This window comes from Arthrobacter sp. Hb9-2, assembly GCF_059091165.1.
In genome coordinates this window covers 78,594-98,298 of record NZ_JBNHGJ010000007.1, presented here as the reverse complement: position 1 = coordinate 98,298, position 19,705 = coordinate 78,594, and the positions used below count along the sequence as shown (strand labels likewise).

Genomic DNA, 19,705 nt, shown 5'->3' with positions numbered 1-19,705 from the left:
AGGATTGCTCTGCCGGCCTTTGTCCTAATGCTCGCCGCGTGTTCAGCGCCGGTGCCCGCGCAAAACGGTCCGACGGCGGGACCGGCGGGCACAAGCGCGGCTTCACCCTCAACTACGGCAGCACGGGCAGCAATGCCCGCAGGACTGTACGGGCTCACTACAGCGTCGGGTGCCCGGATAACTTTCACGTTGCCGACACCTGCGGCAGACCCTGCCCTCGCGGCGATCGAGGCCTACAGAGGCAAGGTCGGAGCAGCGCCAATTTCCTACCTGGTAGCGGACGTGGACAACCGCGAGGGTACGGAACCAGTCAATATGTACCTGGTGAGCGCATTCAATAGAGAAGGACGTCAGTTCACGTTCTCCACTGTTGCCGATGCCATCCAGGGCTGGGCACCCACCTACAGCTACGACTTCAAGTGGTCTATGGGCGGCAAAGCCCTGGACGAGGCGGCAGGTGCCGGGTTGAAGCGCGAGGCCGATGACTTGTACAACGAGGAAATAAGCAATGTGGACACAGCGGAGCGCACCACTGTCATCCTTGCGTCTTTAGACGCCGAACTCCCGACGGAGTTCGCCAGGGTCGCCGTACAGCTGTTAGGCGCGGCTGACGAAGAAGAAGCACGCCCAGCCCGTTGACGCCGCCCAAGCCGGGCAGGCAGCCGCAGCCCTGGCAGATCCGGACAGCAGGAAGGCCGGCCTCAGAGATTGAGGCCGGCCTTGCTGTAAGAGATTTCCGCGGCGTGCTGGCGGATCATGCCCGCTTCAGCCGCGTGGTCCGGCTAGACGCCGTAGTAGAGCTCGAACTCGTAGGGGTTCGGGCGCAGCGACAGCGGACGGATCTCGTTTTCGTACTTGTACTCAATCCAGGTGTCGATCAGGTCCTGGGTGAAGACGCCGCCGGCCTGCAGGAACTCGTTGTCCTCGCGAAGGGCCTCCAGGGCTTCCTCGAGTGTGCCCGGAGCCTTGGGGATGTCCTTGGCTTCCTCGGCGGGGAGCTCGTAGAGGTCCTTGTCGATCGGTGCCGGCGGTTCGATGCGGTTGCGGATGCCGTCGATCCCGGCCATCAGCTGGGCAGCGAATGCCAGGTACGGGTTGGAGGAGGGGTCCGGCGCGCGGAACTCGATGCGCTTGGCCTTGGGGTTGGTGCCCGTGATGGGGATACGGATACCGGCGGAGCGGTTGCCCTGCGAGTAAACCATGTTGACGGGAGCTTCGAAGCCCTTGACCAGGCGGCGGTAGGAGTTCACCGTCGGGTTGGTGAACGCCAGGACGGCGGAGGCGTGCTTGAGCAGGCCGCCGATGTACCAGCGTGCGGTGTCGGACAGGCCGGCGTAGCCCTTCTCGTCGTAGAACAGCGGCTCGCCGCCGTTCCACAGCGACTGGTGGCAGTGCATGCCGGAGCCGTTGTCGCCGAAGACCGGCTTGGGCATAAACGTCACGGACTTGCCCCAGGCGTCTGCGGTGTTCTTGATGACGTACTTGAACTTCTGCAGGTCATCGGCAGCGTGGGTCAGCGTGGTGAACTTGTAGTTGATCTCAGCCTGGCCGGCGGAGCCAACTTCGTGGTGGCTGCGCTCGACCTCGAGGCCGGCTTCGTCCAGGGCGACGCACATGGCATCGCGCAGGTCAGCCTGCTTGTCCGTGGGGGAGACCGGGAAGTAGCCGCCCTTGACGGGGGTCTTGTAACCGAGGTTTCCGCCCTCTTCTTCGCGGCCGGTGTTCCAGTGGGCTTCTTCGGAATCGATCTTGTAGAAGCTGCCCTGCGGGGAGGACTGGTACTGGACGTTGTCGAACACGAAGAACTCTGCTTCGGGAGCGAAGAAAGCGGTGTCAGCGATGCCGGTGGAGGCCAGGTAGGCTTCGGCCTTCTCAGCCACGCCGCGGGGGTCACGGTGGTACGGATCGCCGGTGCGGGGGTTGACGATGGAGAAGTTCAGCGCGAGGGTCTTTTCCATGCGGAACGTGTCCAGGAACGCGGTGGTGACGTCCGGGATCAGCTGCATATCGGATTCGGCGATGCCCTGGAAACCGCGGATGGAGGATCCGTCGAAGAGCTGGCCGTTGATGAAGAAGTCGGCGTCAACGCTCTTGGCCGGGACATTGAAGTGCTGCTGGACACCCGGAAGGTCGGTGAAACGGATATCGACGAATTTAATGTCTTCGTCTTTGATGAACTTGAGGACCTCGTCCGCAGTCTTGAACATCTATGCTCCTAACGCATATGTAACTATCTGGCGTGAAAGCCATCTGATCCAGCGCAATCCAAAGCAGGGAAACGCCGCAGTGTTTCCCTGCTGAAAGTACCGCTGCAAATGTCTGCCGGTGGATTTGCTTGAAACTGCTAACAGCCTATGGACGCGGCATTTCCCGTCCGTGTCCGCATTGTTTCGGGCAGGTTACAGAATGCCCTGATATGGAAAGGCTATCCGCCGTCCACACTGTGGTCTAACCGCTTCCACAGTGTGGGCGAAGGAACCCGGTAAACTTGGACGGTGGTAGATCGCAAAGACATTGGCTCCTGGCTCACCGGCCCTGACACCTCGGGCATCTCCAAGTATCCGGGTGAGCGGCTTGGGTTGCCGGAGTCCGGGTCCGGTTCCATTGCCCGGGCAGGGCGCAGGATCATCGCGATCATGATCGACTGGGGCATTGCGTTGCTCATCAGCAACTTCGCCTTCGGGGGCGACGCATGGGCCACCCTGGCGATTTTCGCCGTCGAACAAATCCTCCTGGTGGGCACGCTTGGCTACAGCATCGGGCACCGCGCCGCCGGCATCCACGTGGTGAAAGCCGGCGGCGGAGCGCCGGGGCCGCTGGCCGCGGTGGTGAGGTCGGTGCTGCTTTGCCTTGTGGTTCCCGCCGTCATCTTTGATCCGGACCACCGCGGCCTCCACGACAAGGCGATGGACACGCTGCTCCTGCGCCGGTAGGTGCCCCCGGGTTCAGACGCGGCTGGCTTCCTTCGCTGCCGGAGCCTCGGCTGCGGCAGCCGCGAGGTACCCCCGCTTGCCGGCCCAGCGCTCAAACCAGAGGGTGGCAAACGGGAAGACGGCGGAAAGGCCTGCGAAGAGGGCCACCACGAACGGCCAGCGCTGCAGCCGCCAGAGTGCCAGCGCGGCGATCCCGTAGCCCACAAACAATGCGCCGTGGACGGGCCCGGCCACCTGCACGCCAATTTCCGTGGTGCCGGCGATCCACTTGAAGTACATGCCCACCAGAAGCGCCGCCCAGCTGAACGCTTCGGCGATCGCGAGGATCCGGAAGGCGCGGAGCACGGCATTCCTCACGGGAGACTCCACCTGGTCCTGTTTCGCCTGGTCCTGTTTGGCCTTGTCCTGTTCCACTTTGTCCTGTCCTGTAGTCGGTTGCGCCGTTGGCCGGCCATAAAAAAGCCCCGGTCCCGGCTCATGGCCGGACACCGGGGCGTGCGCTCTAGCGTCCGCGGTTGGGGCGGGCTTTGTAGGGGTCGATGCCCTTGGGGATGAGGAGACGGTTGCCCAGTGAAGCGATGCGCTTGGACACGGCATTCACCTCAAGCTTGGTCAGTTCCTTCTTCAGCTTGCCCATCTTCTTCGCTACCTGGCTGATGGGAACCTGGCCCTCGCCGCGGCCGCTCTCGATGACATGCACAGTGACATTGGGAAGGATCCGCGCCAGGCGCTTGCGTTCCGCGTCCAGCAGGGGCTTTACACGGTGCGTGGGACCCTCGCTGACCAGCACGACGCCGGGACGGCCGATGGCGCGGAACACGGCGTCCTGCGTGCGCGGGTTGACGGCGACGGGCTGTTCCTCGGTGATCCAGCCGCGCCGAAGCGTTCCCAGAGCGGCGCCTGAGGCGCCAGGCTGGTTTTCGATCTGGGCGAAAGCCGCTCGTTCCGCGCGCCGCGAGAGGATCAGCGTGGCTCCCAGCAGGCCCAGCGGGATACCGATGATCAGGCCCGTGATCCAGTTTTCAAGCCAGAAGCCCACCAGGAAGCTGACAGCCACAACGCCGAGGAAAACCAGCAGCATAAGCCACGGAACCATGGGGTCGTGGCGGCGGGTCATGGTGAAGACCTCGCCGATCTGCTTGAGCCGGCTGGGCTTCTTGACCTTTGCTTCTTTCGGCTTGCGGGAGAAGAGGCCACGCTTGACTGCGCTGGAGCCAGACGGAGTGGAGTTGCTGGAATCAGAGGATTTCGCCATAGTGACTTAATTCTACGTGACCAAAGCCCAAGGGCCGGCACCGAAGACTTCCGGTGCCGGCCCTTGGGGGATGAAGAGTTTCCGGGGTCAGGAGTGGGCTGCGAGGAGGGAGCTGGCTTCCTGGCGGGTGGTGCCGGAGGACTCGATGTGGGCCAGTTCTGCCGGGATCTCCCAGCCCTTCTTGCGCATCGCGGTGGCCCAGAGCCTGCCGGCGCGGTAGGAAGAACGGACCAGCGGGCCACTCATGACGCCGAGGAACCCGATCTCGGTGGCCTCGTCCTGCAGGTCCACGAATTCCTGCGGCTTGACCCACCGGTCCACCGGCAGATGCCGCTCGGACGGGCGCAGGTACTGGGTGATGGTGATCAGGTCACAGCCTGCCTCGTGCAGGTCCCGCAGCGCTTCGGAGATCTCCTCGCGGGTCTCGCCCATCCCCAGGATCAGGTTGGACTTGGTCACCATGCCCAGGTTCCGGCCCTGCGTGATCACATCCAGGGAACGCTCATAGCGGAACGCCGGCCGGATCCGCTTGAAAATCCTGGGCACGGTCTCGACATTGTGCGCGAACACCTCGGGCTTGGAGTCGCAGATCGCATTGATGTGTTCAGGTTTGCCGGAAAAGTCGGGGATCAGCAGCTCCACCCCGGTGCCCGGGTTCAGTTCGTGGATCTTGCGGACCGTCTCGGCGTACAGCCACACGCCCTCGTCCTCGAGATCGTCGCGGGCCACGCCGGTGACGGTGGCGTAACGCAGCTGCATCGCCTGCACGGACCTGGCCACCTTGGTTGGTTCGAACCGGTCCACCGGGGAGGGTTTGCCGGTGTCGATCTGGCAGAAATCACACCGCCGGGTGCACTCGGACCCGCCGATCAGGAACGTGGCTTCCTTGTCCTCCCAGCACTCAAAGATGTTGGGGCAGCCGGCCTCCTCACACACCGTGTGCAGGCCTTCCTTCTTCACCAGGTTCTTGAGCTGGACGAACTCCGGCCCCATCTGGACCTTGGCCTTGATCCAGTCCGGCTTCCGCTCCACCGGGACAGCAGAGTTGCGCTGTTCAACGCGCAAAAGCTTCCGGCCTTCAGGTGCCAATGTCACAGTAGAGCTCCTTCGGGGGTAGCGATCAGGGCGTCTTCATTCTTGCGCAGTTCTTCGGTGATTCTGGAAACGAGGTCAGCCGGGGAGACGTCATAACCGGTTTCCTGGGCGATGGTTGTTACACCGGCATCGGTTATTCCACAGGCAATGATCTGCGTGTACGGGGCAAGATCGTTGTTGCAGTTGATGGCGAACCCGTGCATGGTGACGCCCTCATGGACGCGGATGCCGATGGCGGCAATCTTCCTGTCCGGGCCCTTCGCGTCTGCTGCGATCCAGACCCCTGCCCGGCCCTTGATCCGCACGGCCTGGATGCCGTAGTCCGCAAGGACATTGATGATGACCGACTCGAGGCGTTCGACGTAGTCGCGAATCCCGGCCCGGTTCTTCAGCTTGATAATGGGATACCCCACCAGTTGGCCAGGGCCATGCCACGTGAGCTTGCCGCCGCGGTCCACCGGGACCACCGGCGTGCCGTCGAAGGGCCGTTCGTGATCCTCCGTCCGTTTACCGGCCGTATAGACCGGGGCGTGTTCGAGGAGGAGTACAGTGCTCGGGGCCTTTCCGGCGACGACGTTGTCGTGGAGTTCGCTCTGGATGGCCCAACCGCGGGTGTAGTCGACAAAGTCCGGAGCAAGACCCAGCTGTGAAAACTCAAGAGTCATGGCATCCAGCTTAGACCTTGGGCGCCCACGCACCCGGTTTAGTGCTTAAGCTCACCGTGCACTCCCGGGCCTTGGCGGCAGCGGGCCTGGCGCCCCTGTGGATAACTTCTGCGCGCCGCGCCGGATTCGACTAGACATAGGTCATGGAAGATTTGCAGGGGATAACGGCTTCCGGTTATGCCGTAGGGCGGTTGCTTGGCCGCGGCGGCAGTTCCTCTGTCTGGCTGGTCCGGGAGGAACGGAGCGGCCGGGAGTTCGCCCTGAAGTACTTCCGTCCGCCCGCCCGCAGGTCGTCCCGAGGAACCGCGATGACTGAAGAAGGTATCCGGCGCGAGATCCGCATCCTGTCCATCCTCGATCATACCCACCTCATCAAGGCCCACCACACTGTGGCGTTGGCCGGCGTGGAAGGCCCCGCCGCACTGGTCATGGACTACGCGCCAGGTGGCTCCCTCGCCGGCCTGATCGCTGCCAGGGGAAAACTCAGCGTGGGGGAAACAGTGACGGTGCTGACGCCCATCGCCCAGGCCCTGGCGTATTTGCATGGCAAAGGGTTCACCCATGCCGACGTCTCGCCGGGCAACGTCCTGTTCACCGCCCAGGGCAAACCGATGCTGTCCGACGTCGGCATCGCCCGGATGCTGGGGGATCCTGGCTCTGCAGCCGGTGCAGGCACACCCGGATTTCTGGATCCGGCGCCGGTGGACGCAGTTCGGGCAGGCCTTCAGCCCGAACGTGACGTCTATTCGGTGGCGGCGCTCGGCTGGTTCTGCCTCACCGGCCTGCCTCCGCAGCGGACGGCGGACCGGCCACCCTTGTCCCTCCTGCTTCCGGAGGTCCCCCGGGAACTCGCCGCCGCCCTGGAGTCCGGGCTGAACGAGGACCGGCGGCTCCGGCCCACTGCTGCCTCCCTCGCCACAGCCGTCTACCGGAGCGCATCACCGCTGCCGCTGGACCTGGCGCCTGCAGTCCACCCCACAGTCCTGCCGGAACTGGTAACACGCCTGCAGGCACCAACTCCACACAGGCTCGGTGAGCGGGTCCGCCGGCTGCGGCGCCGGCTGACGACGTCGCCATGGTCAGGCCCGTTCGTTGCCCCGGGAAAGCTGCCCTTCAGCGAGTCGAAGGGAGTCATGCCTCCGGCCCACCCTGGGAATCAGCGGAAAGGACGGCACGCCTCCCCGCCGGGTGGCCAGCCGATACGGCGGACCGCTGTTGCCGGAGCCACCGCTGCGGCGGTTGCTGCAGCCTGGTGGCTGTCCGGTGTTGGGGTCACCGCCGCCGGGCCTGATTCCCCGGCGGAGACGGCTGCCGGGGCAAACGCAACCAGGGTCCCCGAACTCCTACCTGCGGAAATACGCCAGCACGCCGGTCCCGTCGAGGCAGCCAGGCAGCAGGCGGCATCATCGGATCCCGCCGTGGCGGTCCACGGCCTCGCGGTGCTGAGGTCGCTGGCCCTCAGCACCGGACAGCTGGAACTCCTCGATGAGGTGAACCAGCATGGCTCGGCTGCGGCGGCAGCAGATAGTGAAATCAGCGGGCGGCTGCGCCAATCCGGCCGCATCCTGTCCGGATTCTCCACCACCCTGTCGCAGGTGCAGGCGGAGGAGGGCCGAAACGAAGCCGGCGCCGTGGTTGAGGTCACCTCAGCCGCGTCCGCCTATGAGGAAAAGGATGCCCAGGGCGTTGTGACTGCAAGGGGAGAGGCCGATGCCGGGCAACGGCTTCGCCTGGTACTGGTCCTTGTCGACGGCAGATGGCGGGTCAGCGACATCCTTCCCGGAACTTGATGCCGGCGCCGAAGCGTAGGCAGGCAGGCGCCTACTCCTTGCCGGCTACCCACTGCGCGGCCTGGGCAAGGGTTGGATGCTGCCAGGTGAAACCGGCAGAGGACAGCAGGGCGGGTTCCATGCGCTGGCTGGCGAGGAGTAGTTCGTCCGCCAGATCACGCATCACCAGACGCAGCACCGGGGCGGGTACCCGCAGCGCGGCAGGGCGGTGCAGGGCCTTGGCAAGCGCAGCCACCAGGGCGTTCACGTCTGCATCCTCGGGGGCGGCAAGGTTCACCGGTCCGGACAGCGGGGACTCCAGCAGGAAGAGGAAAGCTGCCGAAACATCGGGCAGGGTTATCCACGGCCAGTATTGGCGGCCGTTGCCGAGCGGCCCGCCAACCCCCAGCCGGATCAGGGGGAGCAGCCTGCCCAGTGCACCGCCGGAACGGCTGAGGACCACCGCCGTCCGCGGCACCACCACCCGCACACCCGGGGGAGCGGTGGCGGCTGCCGCTTCCCACTCGCCACAGATGCGGGCGAGGGTGCCGGCTCCCTGCGGCGCGTTTTCCCGAAGCACCGTGTTGCCGGCGTCGCCGTAGTACCCGGAGCCGGACTGGCTGATGAAGACAGGGGGCGGGGAATCGAGTTGGCGCATGGCCTGGGTGAGCGTCCGCGTGGAGTCCACCCGGGAGCTGAAAAGTTCGTCAATGCGCCGGCGGGTCCACGGCCTGTCCCCGATGCCGGCGCCCGAGAGATTGACGACGGCGTCGGCTCCGGCCAGTGCCATTGGGTCAAGTTCTCCGGCGGCCGGGTTCCACCGGACTTCCGTTGCCGATGCCGGCTCGCGCCGGACCAGGGACACGAGGTCGTGGCCTGCATCGCGGAAGGTGGCCGACATGTGGCTACCGATCAGACCGGAGGCGCCGGCGATAACTATGCGCATGGGGTCCATCACACCACGGCGGACGCAGCGGAAGCACCTCCAACAGGGGTAACCGGGGGTTGACTATGATCAAACGATGACCTCTTCGAGCTACTTCCGTTACCCGCACCTGCACGGCGATCTGGTCACTTTTGTGGCCGAGGATGACGTGTGGATTGCGCCCCTGGATGGAGGGCGCGCCTGGCGTGTCTCCTCGCTCCAGCTGCCCGCCCGCAATCCCCGTTTCACCCCGGACGGACAGAGGCTGGTATGGACAGTGGTGCAGGGAACAGCACCGGAGGTGGTGTCCGCGGCAGTGGACGGCGGCGACTACCGGCAGCTCACCTACTTCGGCCACAGCACCACCCGGGTAAAGGGCTTTACTGCCAAAGGATCCGTCGTTGTCACCAGCGCCTTCCGCCAGGCCGAAAGCCGCCACACGCACGCCTACAGTGTCCCGCTTGAGGGCGGCTGGGCCGAGGAACTGCCCTTCGGGCCGGTGGAGTCGGTCGCCTTTGGCCCCGAAGTGGGCGATGAGCGCCCGGTGGTGGTGGGCAGCGTGCTGTCACGTGAACCCGCGTGGTGGAAGCGCTACCGCGGAGGCACCGCCGGAAAGCTGTGGCTGGACAACGACGGCAACGGTGAATTCGAACGCCTGCTGCCAGACCTTGACGGCAACCTCGCTGATCCCATGTGGGTGGACGGCCGCATCGCATTCCTGTCCGACCACGAGGGTTACGGCAACCTGTACTCGGTCCTTCCGAATGGAAAGGACCTGCGCAGGCACACGGACCACGAGGATTTCTACGTCCGGCATGCCGCCTCCGACGGAAAGCGCATCATCTTCGAGTCCGCGGGTGAGCTCTGGGTTCTTGCTGATCCTGGTTCCGACCCAGTGCGGCTGGACATCACGCTGGGCTCTGCTTCCCAGTCGCGGCGCCCGGCGCTGCTGAACACCAGCAAACATCTTGCCGCGGCAGTCCCGGATGGCGCCGGGGCGGCCAGTGCGGTCGAAGCGCACGGCACCATCCACTGGCTGCGGCACAAGGACGGGCCTTCCCGCATCATCGAAGCAACACCGGGCGTCCGTGCCCGCCTTCCCAGGCCTCTCGGCGACGGGCGGCTGGCCTACGTGGCGGACCACGACGGCGTCGAAGCGCTGTACATCAAGGACGTTGCCGCGCCGGTGCCCGGCAGAACAACGGAGGGGAGCGCCCAGGGGACATCCACCCCCGCCGCAGACCCAAGCAGCGTTACTGCTTCGGGGCACGGAAAGGACGAAGCCGCCGTAGCTTTGCCGCAGCCTGTTCCGGCCGCCGGGGCTGCGGTCCTGGCAGGCGCCGGTCCGGCTCCCACGGTCAGGGATGACCAGCAGGCAGACGTTGCCCCCGAGGACGCCCCCTCAGCTGCCGGGGCTTCTGCTCCCGCAGCAGCAACCCGCATCGCTTTCCCCCGCCCCACCCGCACCAGCTCCCTCGAAGCCAGCCCGGACGGCGGGTGGCTCGCACTGGGTACGTCCTTCGGCGAGGTGTACGCGGCCAACACGCGCACCGGGGAACTGACACTGGTGGCCAGCATCGGCGAAGGCACAGTGTCAGACCTGGCCTGGTCCGCGGACTCCCAATGGCTGGTCTGGTCCGAACCCGTGACCTCCTTCGGTTCCCGCAGCCGGCTCCGGCTGGCCAGGGTAACGGATCCCGGCTCCGGCCTGGTGGACGTTACCGACGGCCGCTTCTGCGACACCTCACCGGCCTTCACCCCGGACGGAAAGTTCCTGGCGTTCCTCTCCAACCGCAGCTTCGATCCCGTCTACGACGGGCACTCCTTTGACCTTTCCTTCCCCAGCCCCATCAAGCCGTACCTTGTAGCGCTGGCCGCTGACACGCCGTCACCGTTCGGTCCGTCCGTGGATCCGGATGCGGGGGAGGACCGGGCAGGCGATTCAGCCGGGGAACCGAATCAGGAAGCTGCGGCAGAAGTGCCGGAGGTCAGGGTGGACCCGGAAGGACTCGCCCACCGCGTCATCGGCGTCCCGGTACCCCAGGGCAACTACACGTCCCTGAAGGCAGCCGACGGCGCACTGCTGTGGCTCGACTGGGCCCTCGCCGGAGTCACCGGTGACGGCAAGGCGAGCCAGGACGACAAGGATGCCCGCCCCAGCCTTGCCCGCTTCGATCTCGCCCGCCGGAAACAGTCCACGCTGGTGGAGTCGCTGGACAGCTTCCGGCTCTCCGGCGACCGCACCAAAGTGGTGCTGATTTCCGACAAGCAGGTCAGCGTTGTACCGGCGGACAAGAAGGCTGACGAGGAATCAGGCGAGCTGGTCAAGGTGGACCTTGGCCGGATCCGGGTGATGATGGACCCGCTCAGCGTGTGGGGCCAGGCCTTCGACGAGGCATGGCGCCTGCAGCGTGACTTCTTCTGGACTGAAGACATGGCAGGGCAGGACTGGGAGTCCATCCACAAGCGCTACCGTCCCCTCGTTGACCGGCTGGGTTCCCACGACGACCTGGTGGACCTGCTGTGGGAACTGCACGGTGAACTCGGCACCTCCCACGCCTACGTCCGGCCCGCACCCGTCACGGAAAACGGAAGCCATGGCCAGGGCCGCCTCGGGGCCGACCTTGCCCTGACAGCGGCTGGCTGGGAAATCACCCACATCCTGGCCGGCGAGTCATCTGACCCCCTCGCAACGTCGCCCCTGACCCGGCCGGGCGTCGGTGCCAAGGCCGGAGATATCCTGCTGGGCATCGATGGCGTCCCGTTGTCCGCGACCGTGACCCCGGCGATGCAGCTGGTGGGGGCGGCCGGCCGGCCGGTGGAGCTGACAGTCCTCAACGGTGCAGCGCACGGCGACAGCGCCGGCAGGCAGCGGCGGGTCGCCGTCGTACCCGTCAAGGACGAGGAGCGCCTGCGGTACCAGGAATGGGTTGCCTCGAACCGGCGAACCGTCCGGGAGGCCTCGGGAGGCACCTTCGGCTACCTTCATATCCCGGACATGATGGCGAACGGCTGGGCCCAGCTCCACCGCGACCTCGACACCGAAACGGCGCTGGACGGCCTCATCGTGGACGTGCGGCGCAACCGTGGCGGGCACACCTCCCAGCTTGTGGCTGAACTGATCGGCCGCAAAGTCACCGGCTGGAGCATGCCGCGGGCGGAGAAGCCACGGACCTACCCGCACCACGCGCCACGTGGGCCGGTCATCATCCTTGCTGATGAGTTTGCCGGGTCCGACGGCGACATCATCACCCAGGTGTCAAAGCTGCGGGGCATAGGTCCCGTGATCGGAACGCGCACCTGGGGCGGCGTGGTGGGCATCGACAACAGGTTTGCCCTGGCAGACGGCACGGGTGTCACCCAGCCGCGGTACGCCACCTGGTTCGGCGGCGGTGTGGGCTGGAGCGTCGAGAACTACGGCGTGGACCCGGACATTGAGGTCACCTACCCGCCGCACGCCTACGCAGCTGGACGCGATCCGCAGCTGGAATACGGCATCGGGGCGCTCAAGGAGATGGTGCAGGAGCTTCCCACCGACCGCCCGCCGGCTCGCGAAGGCTACCGCCGGCTGCGCCCTGCGCCGCTCCCGCCGCGCGGCCAGCGCAAGTAGCCCCACAAGCACGGAAAAGCCCTGCCTGGCCGGAAACGGCCAGGCAGGGCTTTTGGCGCGCCCCGAAGCGGATCAGGCTTCGAGCGTGGCGTCCAGGGTGATGTCGATGCTTGCAAGGGCACCGGAAACGGGGCAGCCGACCTTGGCCTCGGCAGCGATCTTCTGGAACTCGTCTTCGGAAATTCCCGGGATACGGGCGGACATGGTCAGGTGGCTGCCGGTGATGCCGGTGCCCGGCACGAACGTGACGTCGGCTTTAGTGTTGACTTCCTCCGGCGCGTGGCCGGCCTGGGCCAGGGCGTGGCTGAAGGCCATGGAGAAGCAGGCCGAGTGGGCTGCCGCGATGAGTTCTTCCGGGCTGGTCTTGCCGCCGGAAGCCTCGGTGCGGGCCTTCCACGTGACGTCGTACGTACCCAGGCCGGAGCTGTCCAGCGTGGTGTTTCCGGAACCTGACATCAGGTCGCCGTTCCATACTGTGTGCGCGGTGCGTGTTGCTGCCATAACCACTCCTCAAGTCGATTCGAACCGGGGCAGGCTGGTGCCTGGACCCGCCGTTTCCCATCCTAGGGATTCGGCACTCCGGGTGCACGGGTTGTCCGCTGTCAGAGGATTGTGACAGTGGCGTTGCAACGCCGACGGCGACGCCCCCGAACAAAGGGAGCGTCGCCGTCGTAGGTGCAGATAAGAGCGGTTACCGCCAGATGGTGGCGATAGCGATGTTGAGCAGCGCCAGTCCACCCACGCCGTGCGCGAGGCCGGGGCTGACGGCCTCGCCCTTCTTGTACTTTCGGCGTCCGATGAAGGCCAGGACGCCGACAACCACGGCGATGACGAGCTTGATGCCCAGCTTTGCGTAGTTGGCGTCCATGTCCAGGGCCGGAATGAGGCCCATCAGGATGACTCCGGTGAGCAATTGCGTCATGGCGCCGTCGAACTGGCGGGGGTGGACCGTGGGCTTTTTCATCTGCCCGATCCAGATTCCGACAATCATGGCCGCGCCGACGATGTGCAGGAAAACCACAATGTTATAGACGATGTTCATGGGACCAGTGTAGCCAGAGGTTCTACAGCTTGTAGTAGTTTCGGGATCATCCGGTGGCCCGTCCCCTCCATGGTTCTAAACGCATGGGTTGTTAAACGCCGACGGCGGTGCAGGCCCTCGCGCTGGTCTCCCACCGCTGCCGGTACCGCCGTCGAACGTTTTAGTGCTTTACAGCCCCAGGTCTGCCTCGAAGGCGCCTTCCTCGAGGCGCGCCTTCAGCGTCTGGAGGAATCGGCCCGCGTCGGCGCCGTCCACCAGGCGGTGGTCGTACGTCAGGGACAGGTACATCATGGAGCGGATGGCGATCGAATCGTCACCATTCTCGTCGGCAACAACCACGGCGCGCTTCACGATGGCGCCGGTGCCCAGGATGCCCACCTGCGGCTGGTTGATGATCGGGGTGTCGAACAGGGCCCCGACCGAACCGATGTTGGTGATGCTGAACGTGCCGCCGGACAGCTCGTCCGGGCCGATCTTTCCGTCACGCGTGCGGCCTGCAACGTCGGCGATCTTGCCGGCCAGCCCGGCCAGGTTCAGGTTGCCGGCATCGTTGATGACCGGGACCAGCAGGCCCTTGTCCGTGTCCACGGCGATCGCCAGGTGCTCGGCGTTGTGGTAGGTGATTTCCTGCTTGTCCTCGTCGTAGGCAGCGTTGAGCTTGGGGTGCTGCTTGAGCGCCTCGGCGACGGCCTTGGCGATGAACGGGAGGAAGGTCAGCTTGACGCCGTTCTGGGCCTGGAACGAGTTCTTGGCGCGGGCACGGAGCTTGGCGACCTTGGTCATGTCCACTTCGTGGACCTGGGTCAGCTGGGTGGAGATCTCGAGGGATTCGCGCATGCGGCGCGCGATGACCTGGCGGATGCGCGGTGCCTTCTGCGTGGTGCCCCGCAGTGAGGAAACAGCGGCGTTGGACGCTGCCGGTGCTGATGCGGCGGGCGCTGCTGCAGGGGCTGCGGCGGGTGCGGCCTTGGCTTCAGCGGCTGCCATGACGTCCTGCTTGCGGATGCGTCCGCCCACGCCGGTGCCCGAGAGTGAAGCGATGTCCACGCCGTGCTGGTTTGCAAGCTTGCGGACCAGGGGCGTGACGTATCCGGATTCGGATCCACCGTTGGAGGCTGCGGCCTGCGCAGTGGCAGGCGCTGCGGCAGGTGCCGCCGCGGGGGCGGGTGCAGCCTGCGGTGCCGGCGCTGCCTTGGGGGCTTCCTGGGCCGGTGCAGCCTGCGGGGCTGGTGCGGGTGCTTCAGCCTTGGGGGCTTCCTGGACCGGTGCTTCGGTGGACGGTGCTTCGGCAGGGGCAGCGGCTGCGCCTGAACCGATAACAGCCAGGACGGAGCCGACCTCTGCCGTTTCGTCTTCGTTCACGCGGATTTCCTGAAGGGTACCGGCTACCGGGGACGGGATTTCGGTATCAACCTTGTCGGTGGAAACTTCCAGGAGCGGCTCGTCGACCTCTACGGAGTCGCCCACGGCCTTCAGCCAGCGGGTGACGGTGCCTTCGGTGACGCTTTCGCCCAGCGCCGGGAGGGTGACTTCGTGCCCTTCGCCGCCGGCTGCGGGTGCCTCCTGGGCTGCTGCCGGTGCTTCCTGGGCGGGTGCTTCCTGTGCAGGAGCCTGCTCGGCCGGGGCGGCTGCGGGAGCCTCTTCTGCCGGTGCTGCTGCGGGTGCTTCTTCGGCGGGCGCGCCGCCACCGGAGCCGTCGCCAATGCGTACCAGGGGAGCGCCGACCTCGGCGGTCTCGTCCTCGGCAACCAGGATTTCCTCAATCACGCCAGCTACAGGAGAGGGGATTTCAGTGTCTACTTTGTCGGTGGAGACCTCGAGCAGCGGCTCGTCCACCTCTACCCGGTCACCTACCTGCTTGAGCCAGCGGGTGACGGTTCCTTCGGTGACGCTCTCACCGAGGGCGGGCAAGTTAACGGATTCAGACATGTCGTCCCCGTTCTCCTTATTGATCTTTAGTGCGGATGATTGCTGCCTTGTTGGAAGCCTAGTGCACCCGGCATTCCGTGCCGGGTGCACCAGGCCCTGTGGTGCGTGGGGAAACTAGCCGTGAAGCGGCTTGCCCGCGAGTGCCAGGTGGGCTTCGCCCATGGCCTCGTTCTGGGTGGGGTGTGCGTGCACCAGCTGGGCCACATCCTCGGGGTAGGCTTCCCAGTTCACGATCAGCTGGGCTTCGCCGACCTGCTCGCCCATCCGGGCGCCGATCATGTGGACGCCCACCACGGGGCCGTCCTTCTGGCGGACCAGCTTGACCAGTCCTGAGGTGCCCAGGATGGAGCTCTTGCCGTTGCCGGCCAGGTTGTATTCCTGGGTCTGCACCTGGTCCTCGCCGAACTTCTCCTTGGCAGCCTTTTCGGTGTAGCCAACGGTAGCGATTTCGGGATCCGAGTAGGTGACCTTGGGGATGTTGATGTCCTCAACGATCACCGGCTTCAGGCCGGCGATTTCCTCGGCCACGAAGATGCCCTGCTGGTAGCCGCGGTGGGCCAGCTGGACACCGGGGACGATGTCGCCGACGGCGTAGATGTTGCCGACGCCGGTGTGGAGGCGCTCATTGGTGATGACGAAGCCGCGGTCGATGGTGATGCCCGCTTCCTCGTAGCCGAGGTTGGCGGTGACGGGGCCACGGCCGACGGCGACGAGCAGCAGGTCCGCTTCGAAGGTCTTGCCATCCACCAGGGTGACCTTGACGCCGTCGTTGTTCTGCTCCACGCCCTGGAAGAACACACCAGTGGAGAACTTGATGCCGCGCTTCTTGAAGGCGCGCTCGAAGTTCTTGACGATAGTGGCGTCCTCGTTGGGAACCAATGAGGGCAGGCCCTCCACGATGGTGACGTCCACGCCGAAGGACTTCCAGACGGAAGCGAACTCGACGCCGATGACGCCGCCGCCCAGGATGATGGCGCTCTTGGGGATGGAGTCCATGGTCAGGGCCTGGTCGGAGGTGATGACCTTGCCGCCGATTTCCAGGCCGGGAAGGGTGCGGGAGTAGGACCCGGTGGCCAGGATGATGTTCTTGCCCTTGTACGCGGTGCCGTTCACCACGACGGTGTCGGTGCCCTGGAGCTTGCCCTCACCTTCGATGACGGTGATGCCCTTGGACTTGATGAGGCCCTGGAGGCCCTTGTACTTGCCGGCGATGATGCCGTCCTTGTACGCGTTGACGGCAGTGATGTCGATGCCGTCGAGGGTGACGTTCACGCCGTACTTGGCGGAGTCACGGGCGTGGTCGGCGAGCTCTGCAGAGTGCAGCAGCGCCTTGGTGGGGATGCAGCCGTTGTGGAGGCATGTGCCGCCCAGCTTTGCCTTCTCCACGAGGCCGACGGTAAGGCCAAGCTGTACGGCCCGCAGTGCGGCGGCGTATCCGCCGCTGCCTCCGCCGAGTACCAGGATGTCGAATTCTTGCGCAGTTGCCTGATCGGCCACTTAAACGCTCCCTCGCGTGAACGATGACGCGTTCTCCGCGCATCATCTGGTCTTGGAACTTGCACTGCCGTGATTATGTCAGCGTGCCTGTTCTCTTGCATTTGTGACTACCGTGGTTCACCTTAGCGAACCACTTATCCATGCTCCACCTTGGCGCCGCGTTTGTGGAGCGCTTGTGTCCAGTGTCACGCGGCCCTGCGGCACAGGGAACATTCCCGTGCCGCAGGGCACCCGTGGCGGCCGGACTGGCCGGTGGCGTCAGGCCGCGGCGGCGAGGATGTCCTCTACATAGGCCACCAGGGTGCGGACGGTGCAGCCCGTTCCCTGCTTGTGGGTGTAGCCGTACGGGCTGCCGTTGTTGAAGGAAGGCCCGGCGATGTCGATGTGGGCCCAGGGGATCTGTTCCCCGTCCTTGCCCTTACCCACGAACTCGCGCAGGAAAACAGCGGCCGTCATCATGCCGCCGTGGCGTTCACCGATGTTGGCGAGGTCCGCAACCTGTGAGTCGATGCTGGGGCGCAGTTCCTCGGGCAGCGGCATGGGCCATACCAGTTCGCCTGCGCGGTCGGCTGCGGCCTTGAGCGGGCCGGTCACGCTGTCGGAACCCATGACCCCGGCCGTGCGGTTGCCGAGCGCGATCAGCTGCGCGCCCGTCAGGGTGGCGACGTCGATGATGGCATCCGGGTACTCACGGCTCGCGGCCACGATGCCGTCTGCCATGACGAGCCGGCCTTCGGCGTCGGTGTTCAGGACCTCAACGGTCTTTCCGCCGTACATGGTGAGGACGTCCGCGGGACGTGAGGCCGCGCCGGAGGGCATGTTCTCGGCAATGCAGAGCCAGGCGGTCGCCTTGACCGGAAGGCCAAGTCCGGCGAGGGCGAGGACAGTGTTAAGGACGACGGCGGCGCCCGCCATGTCGCTCTTCATGTCGCCCATGCCGAGGGCCGGCTTGATCGAGATGCCGCCGGTGTCGAACGTGATGCCCTTGCCGACAAGGGCGATCTTTGAGGTTGCCTTCGCGGGGGAGTATTCCACCTTGACCAGGCGGGGCTGGCGGGCGGAGCCCTTGCCCACGCCCATGATGCCGCCAAAGCCTTCCTTTTCGAGCCGCTTTTCATCCCAGACGGTGACCTTCACGGGCAGGCCCTTGGCCAGGTCCTTCGCCGCCTCCGCGAACGTTTCGGGGTAGAGGTGGCTGGGCGGCTGGTTGACCAGGGAACGGGTGGAGTTGACGGCTTTGCCGATCAGCCCGGCACGCCTCAGGGCAGCATCAGTCTCCTTGTGGCCGGCGAACTCCGTGAAGATGACGGCGTTCCCGACCGGATCCTTCAGCCCGTCCTTCGAGGAGCGGAATTCGGTGAAGGAGTAGGCGCCGAGGGCGGCACCCTCGGCGACTGCCGCGACGTCGGCAACTGACGCCGTCGGAAGGGCAAGGACAACGGTTGCGAGGCCGGCAAGCTGGCGGACAGCGGAACCGGCCGCCCTGCGCAGGGCCTCTCCCGTGAGTGGCTCCGCAGCGGAGACCTTGCCGGTGCCGGCGAGGACCAGGATTCCGGCGCCCGTCTCCGGAAGGCCCGGGAGGCGGACGATCTGGTCTGCGGCGCCGGTGACGCCCAGGGACTTGAGGGATTGCGCCAAGGCTTCTGCACTCTTTGCGGTCAGCGGGTTGTCCAGGAGGACGGGCCCCTCAGTGCCCTTTCCCACGCCGATGACCACTGCGTCACTGGGGCTCTTCTTCAGGTCCCTTGAGAGGGTACTAAGGTTGATTTCAGTATTCTTGACCACAGGGATCAGTCCTCAATTCTCGAGAGATGTTCGGGCAGGGATGCATGTTCGGCGCTCTGCCATGGTTGCCCGGATGCTATCGTTCGGGACGCAGTCCGGGTGTCTGCAAGCCCGTCTGGCAGGCCAGTTCCGATCGTAGCCCGTCCCCGCCCGTGCCGGTGTATTTCCTGAGAGGTGCGCCACACCAGCGGCAGGAATGTGCGGCAGCCCTGCGGCGTTGTAGAAGATGTCCACCCGCACCTATGAAAGGAACATGCCGTGCTTGAACGGATCTCCGGCTCCCTGCTGGACCCTGACGCGCTCTATGCGAGCAACATTGAGCTGTTCCACAGCCCCGAACTCCGCGGGCTGGATTTGGTGATGGGCTTCACCGGGTTCGCCGATGCCGGTCACGTAGTGAAGCAAATCAACGCTGAACTGCTGGACACGCTCGACGCCGTGCCGGTTGCAGTCTTCGATGCCGACCAGCTCATCGACTACCGGTCGCGCAGGCCTCACGTGACGTTCGTCGAGGACCACCTGCAGGATTACCAGGAGCCGACGCTCGCCCTCTACCGGCTGGTCGACGGCCTGGGCAATCCCTTTCTGCTGCTGGCGGGGTTCGAACCCGATCTGCAGTGGGAACGGTTCGCGCGGGCGGTGGTGGGCATCGTGGAGAAGCTGGACGTCAACCTGGTCACCTGGATCCACTCCATTCCCATGCCGGTGCCCCACACGCGTCCTGTGGGCGTGACGGTGCACGGCAACAGGCCCGAACTGATCGAGGGCATCTCGGTATGGAAGCCAACGGTGGAGGTCCCCGCAGCGGTAGGCCACATCCTGGAACTCCGCCTGGTGGAAGCCGGCCGCAGCGTCGCCGGCTACGTCATCCACGTGCCGCACTACCTCGCGGAGGCGGAATACCCCACCGCCGCCGTCGCAGGACTTGAATACCTGGGTGCGGCCACGTCGCTAATGCTTCCCTCGGACAGGCTCCGCGAAGCCGGCCGCGAAGTCAGCCGCCAGATCGCCGAGCAGATTGATGCCTCTGAGGATGTCCAGCAGGTGGTGTCGCGCCTCGAATCCCGGTACGACGAAAAGGCCGAAGGCACGGTCCGCCGCTCGCTCCTTGCGGACGAAAATGACGAGCTTCCAAATGCGGATGTCCTCGGCGCTGCCGTCGAGGCCTACCTCGCCCGCGAAAACCCCGGCCAGTAGCGG

The 19,705-nt window shown here is 65.6% G+C and carries 16 protein-coding genes; 5 read left to right on the top strand and 11 right to left on the bottom strand.

Annotated features, from left to right (window positions below; all coding sequences use genetic code 11):
• The first annotated feature begins 189 nt into the window (after positions 1-189).
• The gene (locus AC5RV1_RS06445) at positions 190-639 is read left to right on the top strand and encodes a hypothetical protein (protein ID WP_493993931.1); all 450 of its coding nucleotides are present in this window, start codon (positions 190-192) and stop codon (positions 637-639) included.
• A 143-nt stretch (positions 640-782) separates the two neighbouring features.
• Here AC5RV1_RS06445 and glnA read toward each other — a convergent pair whose 3' ends face one another.
• Entirely contained in the window at positions 783-2,207 is a 1,425-nt protein-coding gene (gene glnA, locus AC5RV1_RS06440; protein WP_139028876.1) for a type I glutamate--ammonia ligase, read from the bottom strand.
• Between the two features lie 288 nt (positions 2,208-2,495).
• Between glnA and AC5RV1_RS06435 the strand changes: the two genes are divergently transcribed.
• Positions 2,496-2,933, top strand: coding sequence for an RDD family protein (locus AC5RV1_RS06435; RefSeq protein WP_256247460.1), 438 nt, complete (start codon positions 2,496-2,498; stop codon positions 2,931-2,933).
• A 12-nt stretch (positions 2,934-2,945) separates the two neighbouring features.
• Here the strand turns inward: AC5RV1_RS06435 and AC5RV1_RS06430 are convergent, their stop codons facing one another.
• The 4 genes from AC5RV1_RS06430 to lipB all read right to left on the bottom strand — a co-directional run bounded on the left by AC5RV1_RS06430 (position 2,946) and on the right by lipB (position 5,948).
• A complete protein-coding gene (locus tag AC5RV1_RS06430; protein ID WP_493993952.1) occupies positions 2,946-3,290 on the bottom strand; it encodes a DUF3817 domain-containing protein in 345 nt (114 codons plus the stop codon).
• Positions 3,291-3,435: 145 nt separating this feature from the next.
• A complete protein-coding gene (locus tag AC5RV1_RS06425) occupies positions 3,436-4,188 on the bottom strand; it encodes a DUF4191 domain-containing protein (protein WP_493993930.1) in 753 nt (250 codons plus the stop codon).
• 87 nt (positions 4,189-4,275) lie between these two features.
• Positions 4,276-5,283, bottom strand: coding sequence for a lipoyl synthase (lipA, locus tag AC5RV1_RS06420; RefSeq protein ID WP_493993929.1), 1,008 nt, complete (start codon positions 5,281-5,283; stop codon positions 4,276-4,278).
• Entirely contained in the window at positions 5,280-5,948 is a 669-nt protein-coding gene (gene lipB / locus AC5RV1_RS06415) for a lipoyl(octanoyl) transferase LipB (protein WP_493948757.1), read from the bottom strand. The genes lipA and lipB overlap by 4 nt, the downstream gene beginning before the upstream one ends.
• Positions 5,949-6,091: 143 nt before the next feature.
• Between lipB and AC5RV1_RS06410 the strand changes: the two genes are divergently transcribed.
• Positions 6,092-7,738: a serine/threonine-protein kinase gene (locus tag AC5RV1_RS06410; protein WP_493993928.1), complete on the top strand. Its 1,647-nt coding sequence runs from the start codon at positions 6,092-6,094 to the stop codon at positions 7,736-7,738.
• Positions 7,739-7,769: 31 nt separating this feature from the next.
• Here AC5RV1_RS06410 and AC5RV1_RS06405 read toward each other — a convergent pair whose 3' ends face one another.
• Positions 7,770-8,663 carry a TIGR01777 family oxidoreductase gene (locus AC5RV1_RS06405; protein WP_493993927.1) on the bottom strand — a complete coding sequence of 298 codons (894 nt, stop codon included), beginning with the start codon at positions 8,661-8,663 and terminating at the stop codon, positions 7,770-7,772.
• Between the two features lie 76 nt (positions 8,664-8,739).
• Between AC5RV1_RS06405 and AC5RV1_RS06400 the strand changes: the two genes are divergently transcribed.
• The gene (locus tag AC5RV1_RS06400) at positions 8,740-12,252 is read left to right on the top strand and encodes a S41 family peptidase (protein ID WP_493993926.1); all 3,513 of its coding nucleotides are present in this window, start codon (positions 8,740-8,742) and stop codon (positions 12,250-12,252) included.
• Positions 12,253-12,324: 72 nt separating this feature from the next.
• On the opposite strand, the gene AC5RV1_RS06395 is transcribed toward AC5RV1_RS06400, so the two are convergent.
• The 5 genes from AC5RV1_RS06395 to AC5RV1_RS06375 all read right to left on the bottom strand — a co-directional run bounded on the left by AC5RV1_RS06395 (position 12,325) and on the right by AC5RV1_RS06375 (position 18,505).
• Positions 12,325-12,753, bottom strand: a complete 429-nt coding sequence (locus tag AC5RV1_RS06395) for an OsmC family protein (RefSeq protein WP_493948753.1) — start codon at positions 12,751-12,753, stop codon at positions 12,325-12,327.
• A 190-nt stretch (positions 12,754-12,943) separates the two neighbouring features.
• Entirely contained in the window at positions 12,944-13,294 is a 351-nt protein-coding gene (locus AC5RV1_RS06390) for a hypothetical protein (RefSeq protein ID WP_493993925.1), read from the bottom strand.
• A gap of 168 nt (positions 13,295-13,462) precedes the next feature.
• Positions 13,463-15,223, bottom strand: coding sequence for a 2-oxoglutarate dehydrogenase, E2 component, dihydrolipoamide succinyltransferase (gene sucB, locus AC5RV1_RS06385; RefSeq protein ID WP_493993924.1), 1,761 nt, complete (start codon positions 15,221-15,223; stop codon positions 13,463-13,465).
• A 114-nt stretch (positions 15,224-15,337) separates the two neighbouring features.
• Positions 15,338-16,720, bottom strand: a complete 1,383-nt coding sequence (gene lpdA / locus AC5RV1_RS06380; protein WP_163163109.1) for a dihydrolipoyl dehydrogenase — start codon at positions 16,718-16,720, stop codon at positions 15,338-15,340.
• Between the two features lie 258 nt (positions 16,721-16,978).
• The gene (locus AC5RV1_RS06375; protein WP_493993923.1) at positions 16,979-18,505 is read right to left on the bottom strand and encodes a leucyl aminopeptidase; all 1,527 of its coding nucleotides are present in this window, start codon (positions 18,503-18,505) and stop codon (positions 16,979-16,981) included.
• Positions 18,506-18,763: 258 nt separating this feature from the next.
• Between AC5RV1_RS06375 and AC5RV1_RS06370 the strand changes: the two genes are divergently transcribed.
• Positions 18,764-19,702: a proteasome assembly chaperone family protein gene (locus AC5RV1_RS06370; RefSeq protein WP_493993922.1), complete on the top strand. Its 939-nt coding sequence runs from the start codon at positions 18,764-18,766 to the stop codon at positions 19,700-19,702.
• The last annotated feature ends 3 nt before the right edge of the window (positions 19,703-19,705 follow it).

Excerpts from the sequence above, each read along its gene's own strand:
- glnA (WP_139028876.1), bottom strand. The coding sequence starts at position 2,207 with ATGTTCAAGACTGCGGACGAGGTCCTCAAGTTCATCAAAGACGAAGAC.
- AC5RV1_RS06425 (WP_493993930.1), bottom strand. The coding sequence starts at position 4,188 with ATGGCGAAATCCTCTGATTCCAGCAACTCCACTCCGTCTGGCTCCAGC.
- lipB (WP_493948757.1), bottom strand. The coding sequence starts at position 5,948 with ATGACTCTTGAGTTTTCACAGCTGGGTCTTGCTCCGGACTTTGTCGAC.
- AC5RV1_RS06410 (WP_493993928.1), top strand. The coding sequence starts at position 6,092 with ATGGAAGATTTGCAGGGGATAACGGCTTCCGGTTATGCCGTAGGGCGG.
- AC5RV1_RS06405 (WP_493993927.1), bottom strand. The coding sequence starts at position 8,663 with ATGCGCATAGTTATCGCCGGCGCCTCCGGTCTGATCGGTAGCCACATG.
- AC5RV1_RS06400 (WP_493993926.1), top strand. The coding sequence starts at position 8,740 with ATGACCTCTTCGAGCTACTTCCGTTACCCGCACCTGCACGGCGATCTG.
- AC5RV1_RS06395 (WP_493948753.1), bottom strand. The coding sequence starts at position 12,753 with ATGGCAGCAACACGCACCGCGCACACAGTATGGAACGGCGACCTGATG.
- AC5RV1_RS06390 (WP_493993925.1), bottom strand. The coding sequence starts at position 13,294 with ATGAACATCGTCTATAACATTGTGGTTTTCCTGCACATCGTCGGCGCG.
- sucB (WP_493993924.1), bottom strand. The coding sequence starts at position 15,223 with ATGTCTGAATCCGTTAACTTGCCCGCCCTCGGTGAGAGCGTCACCGAA.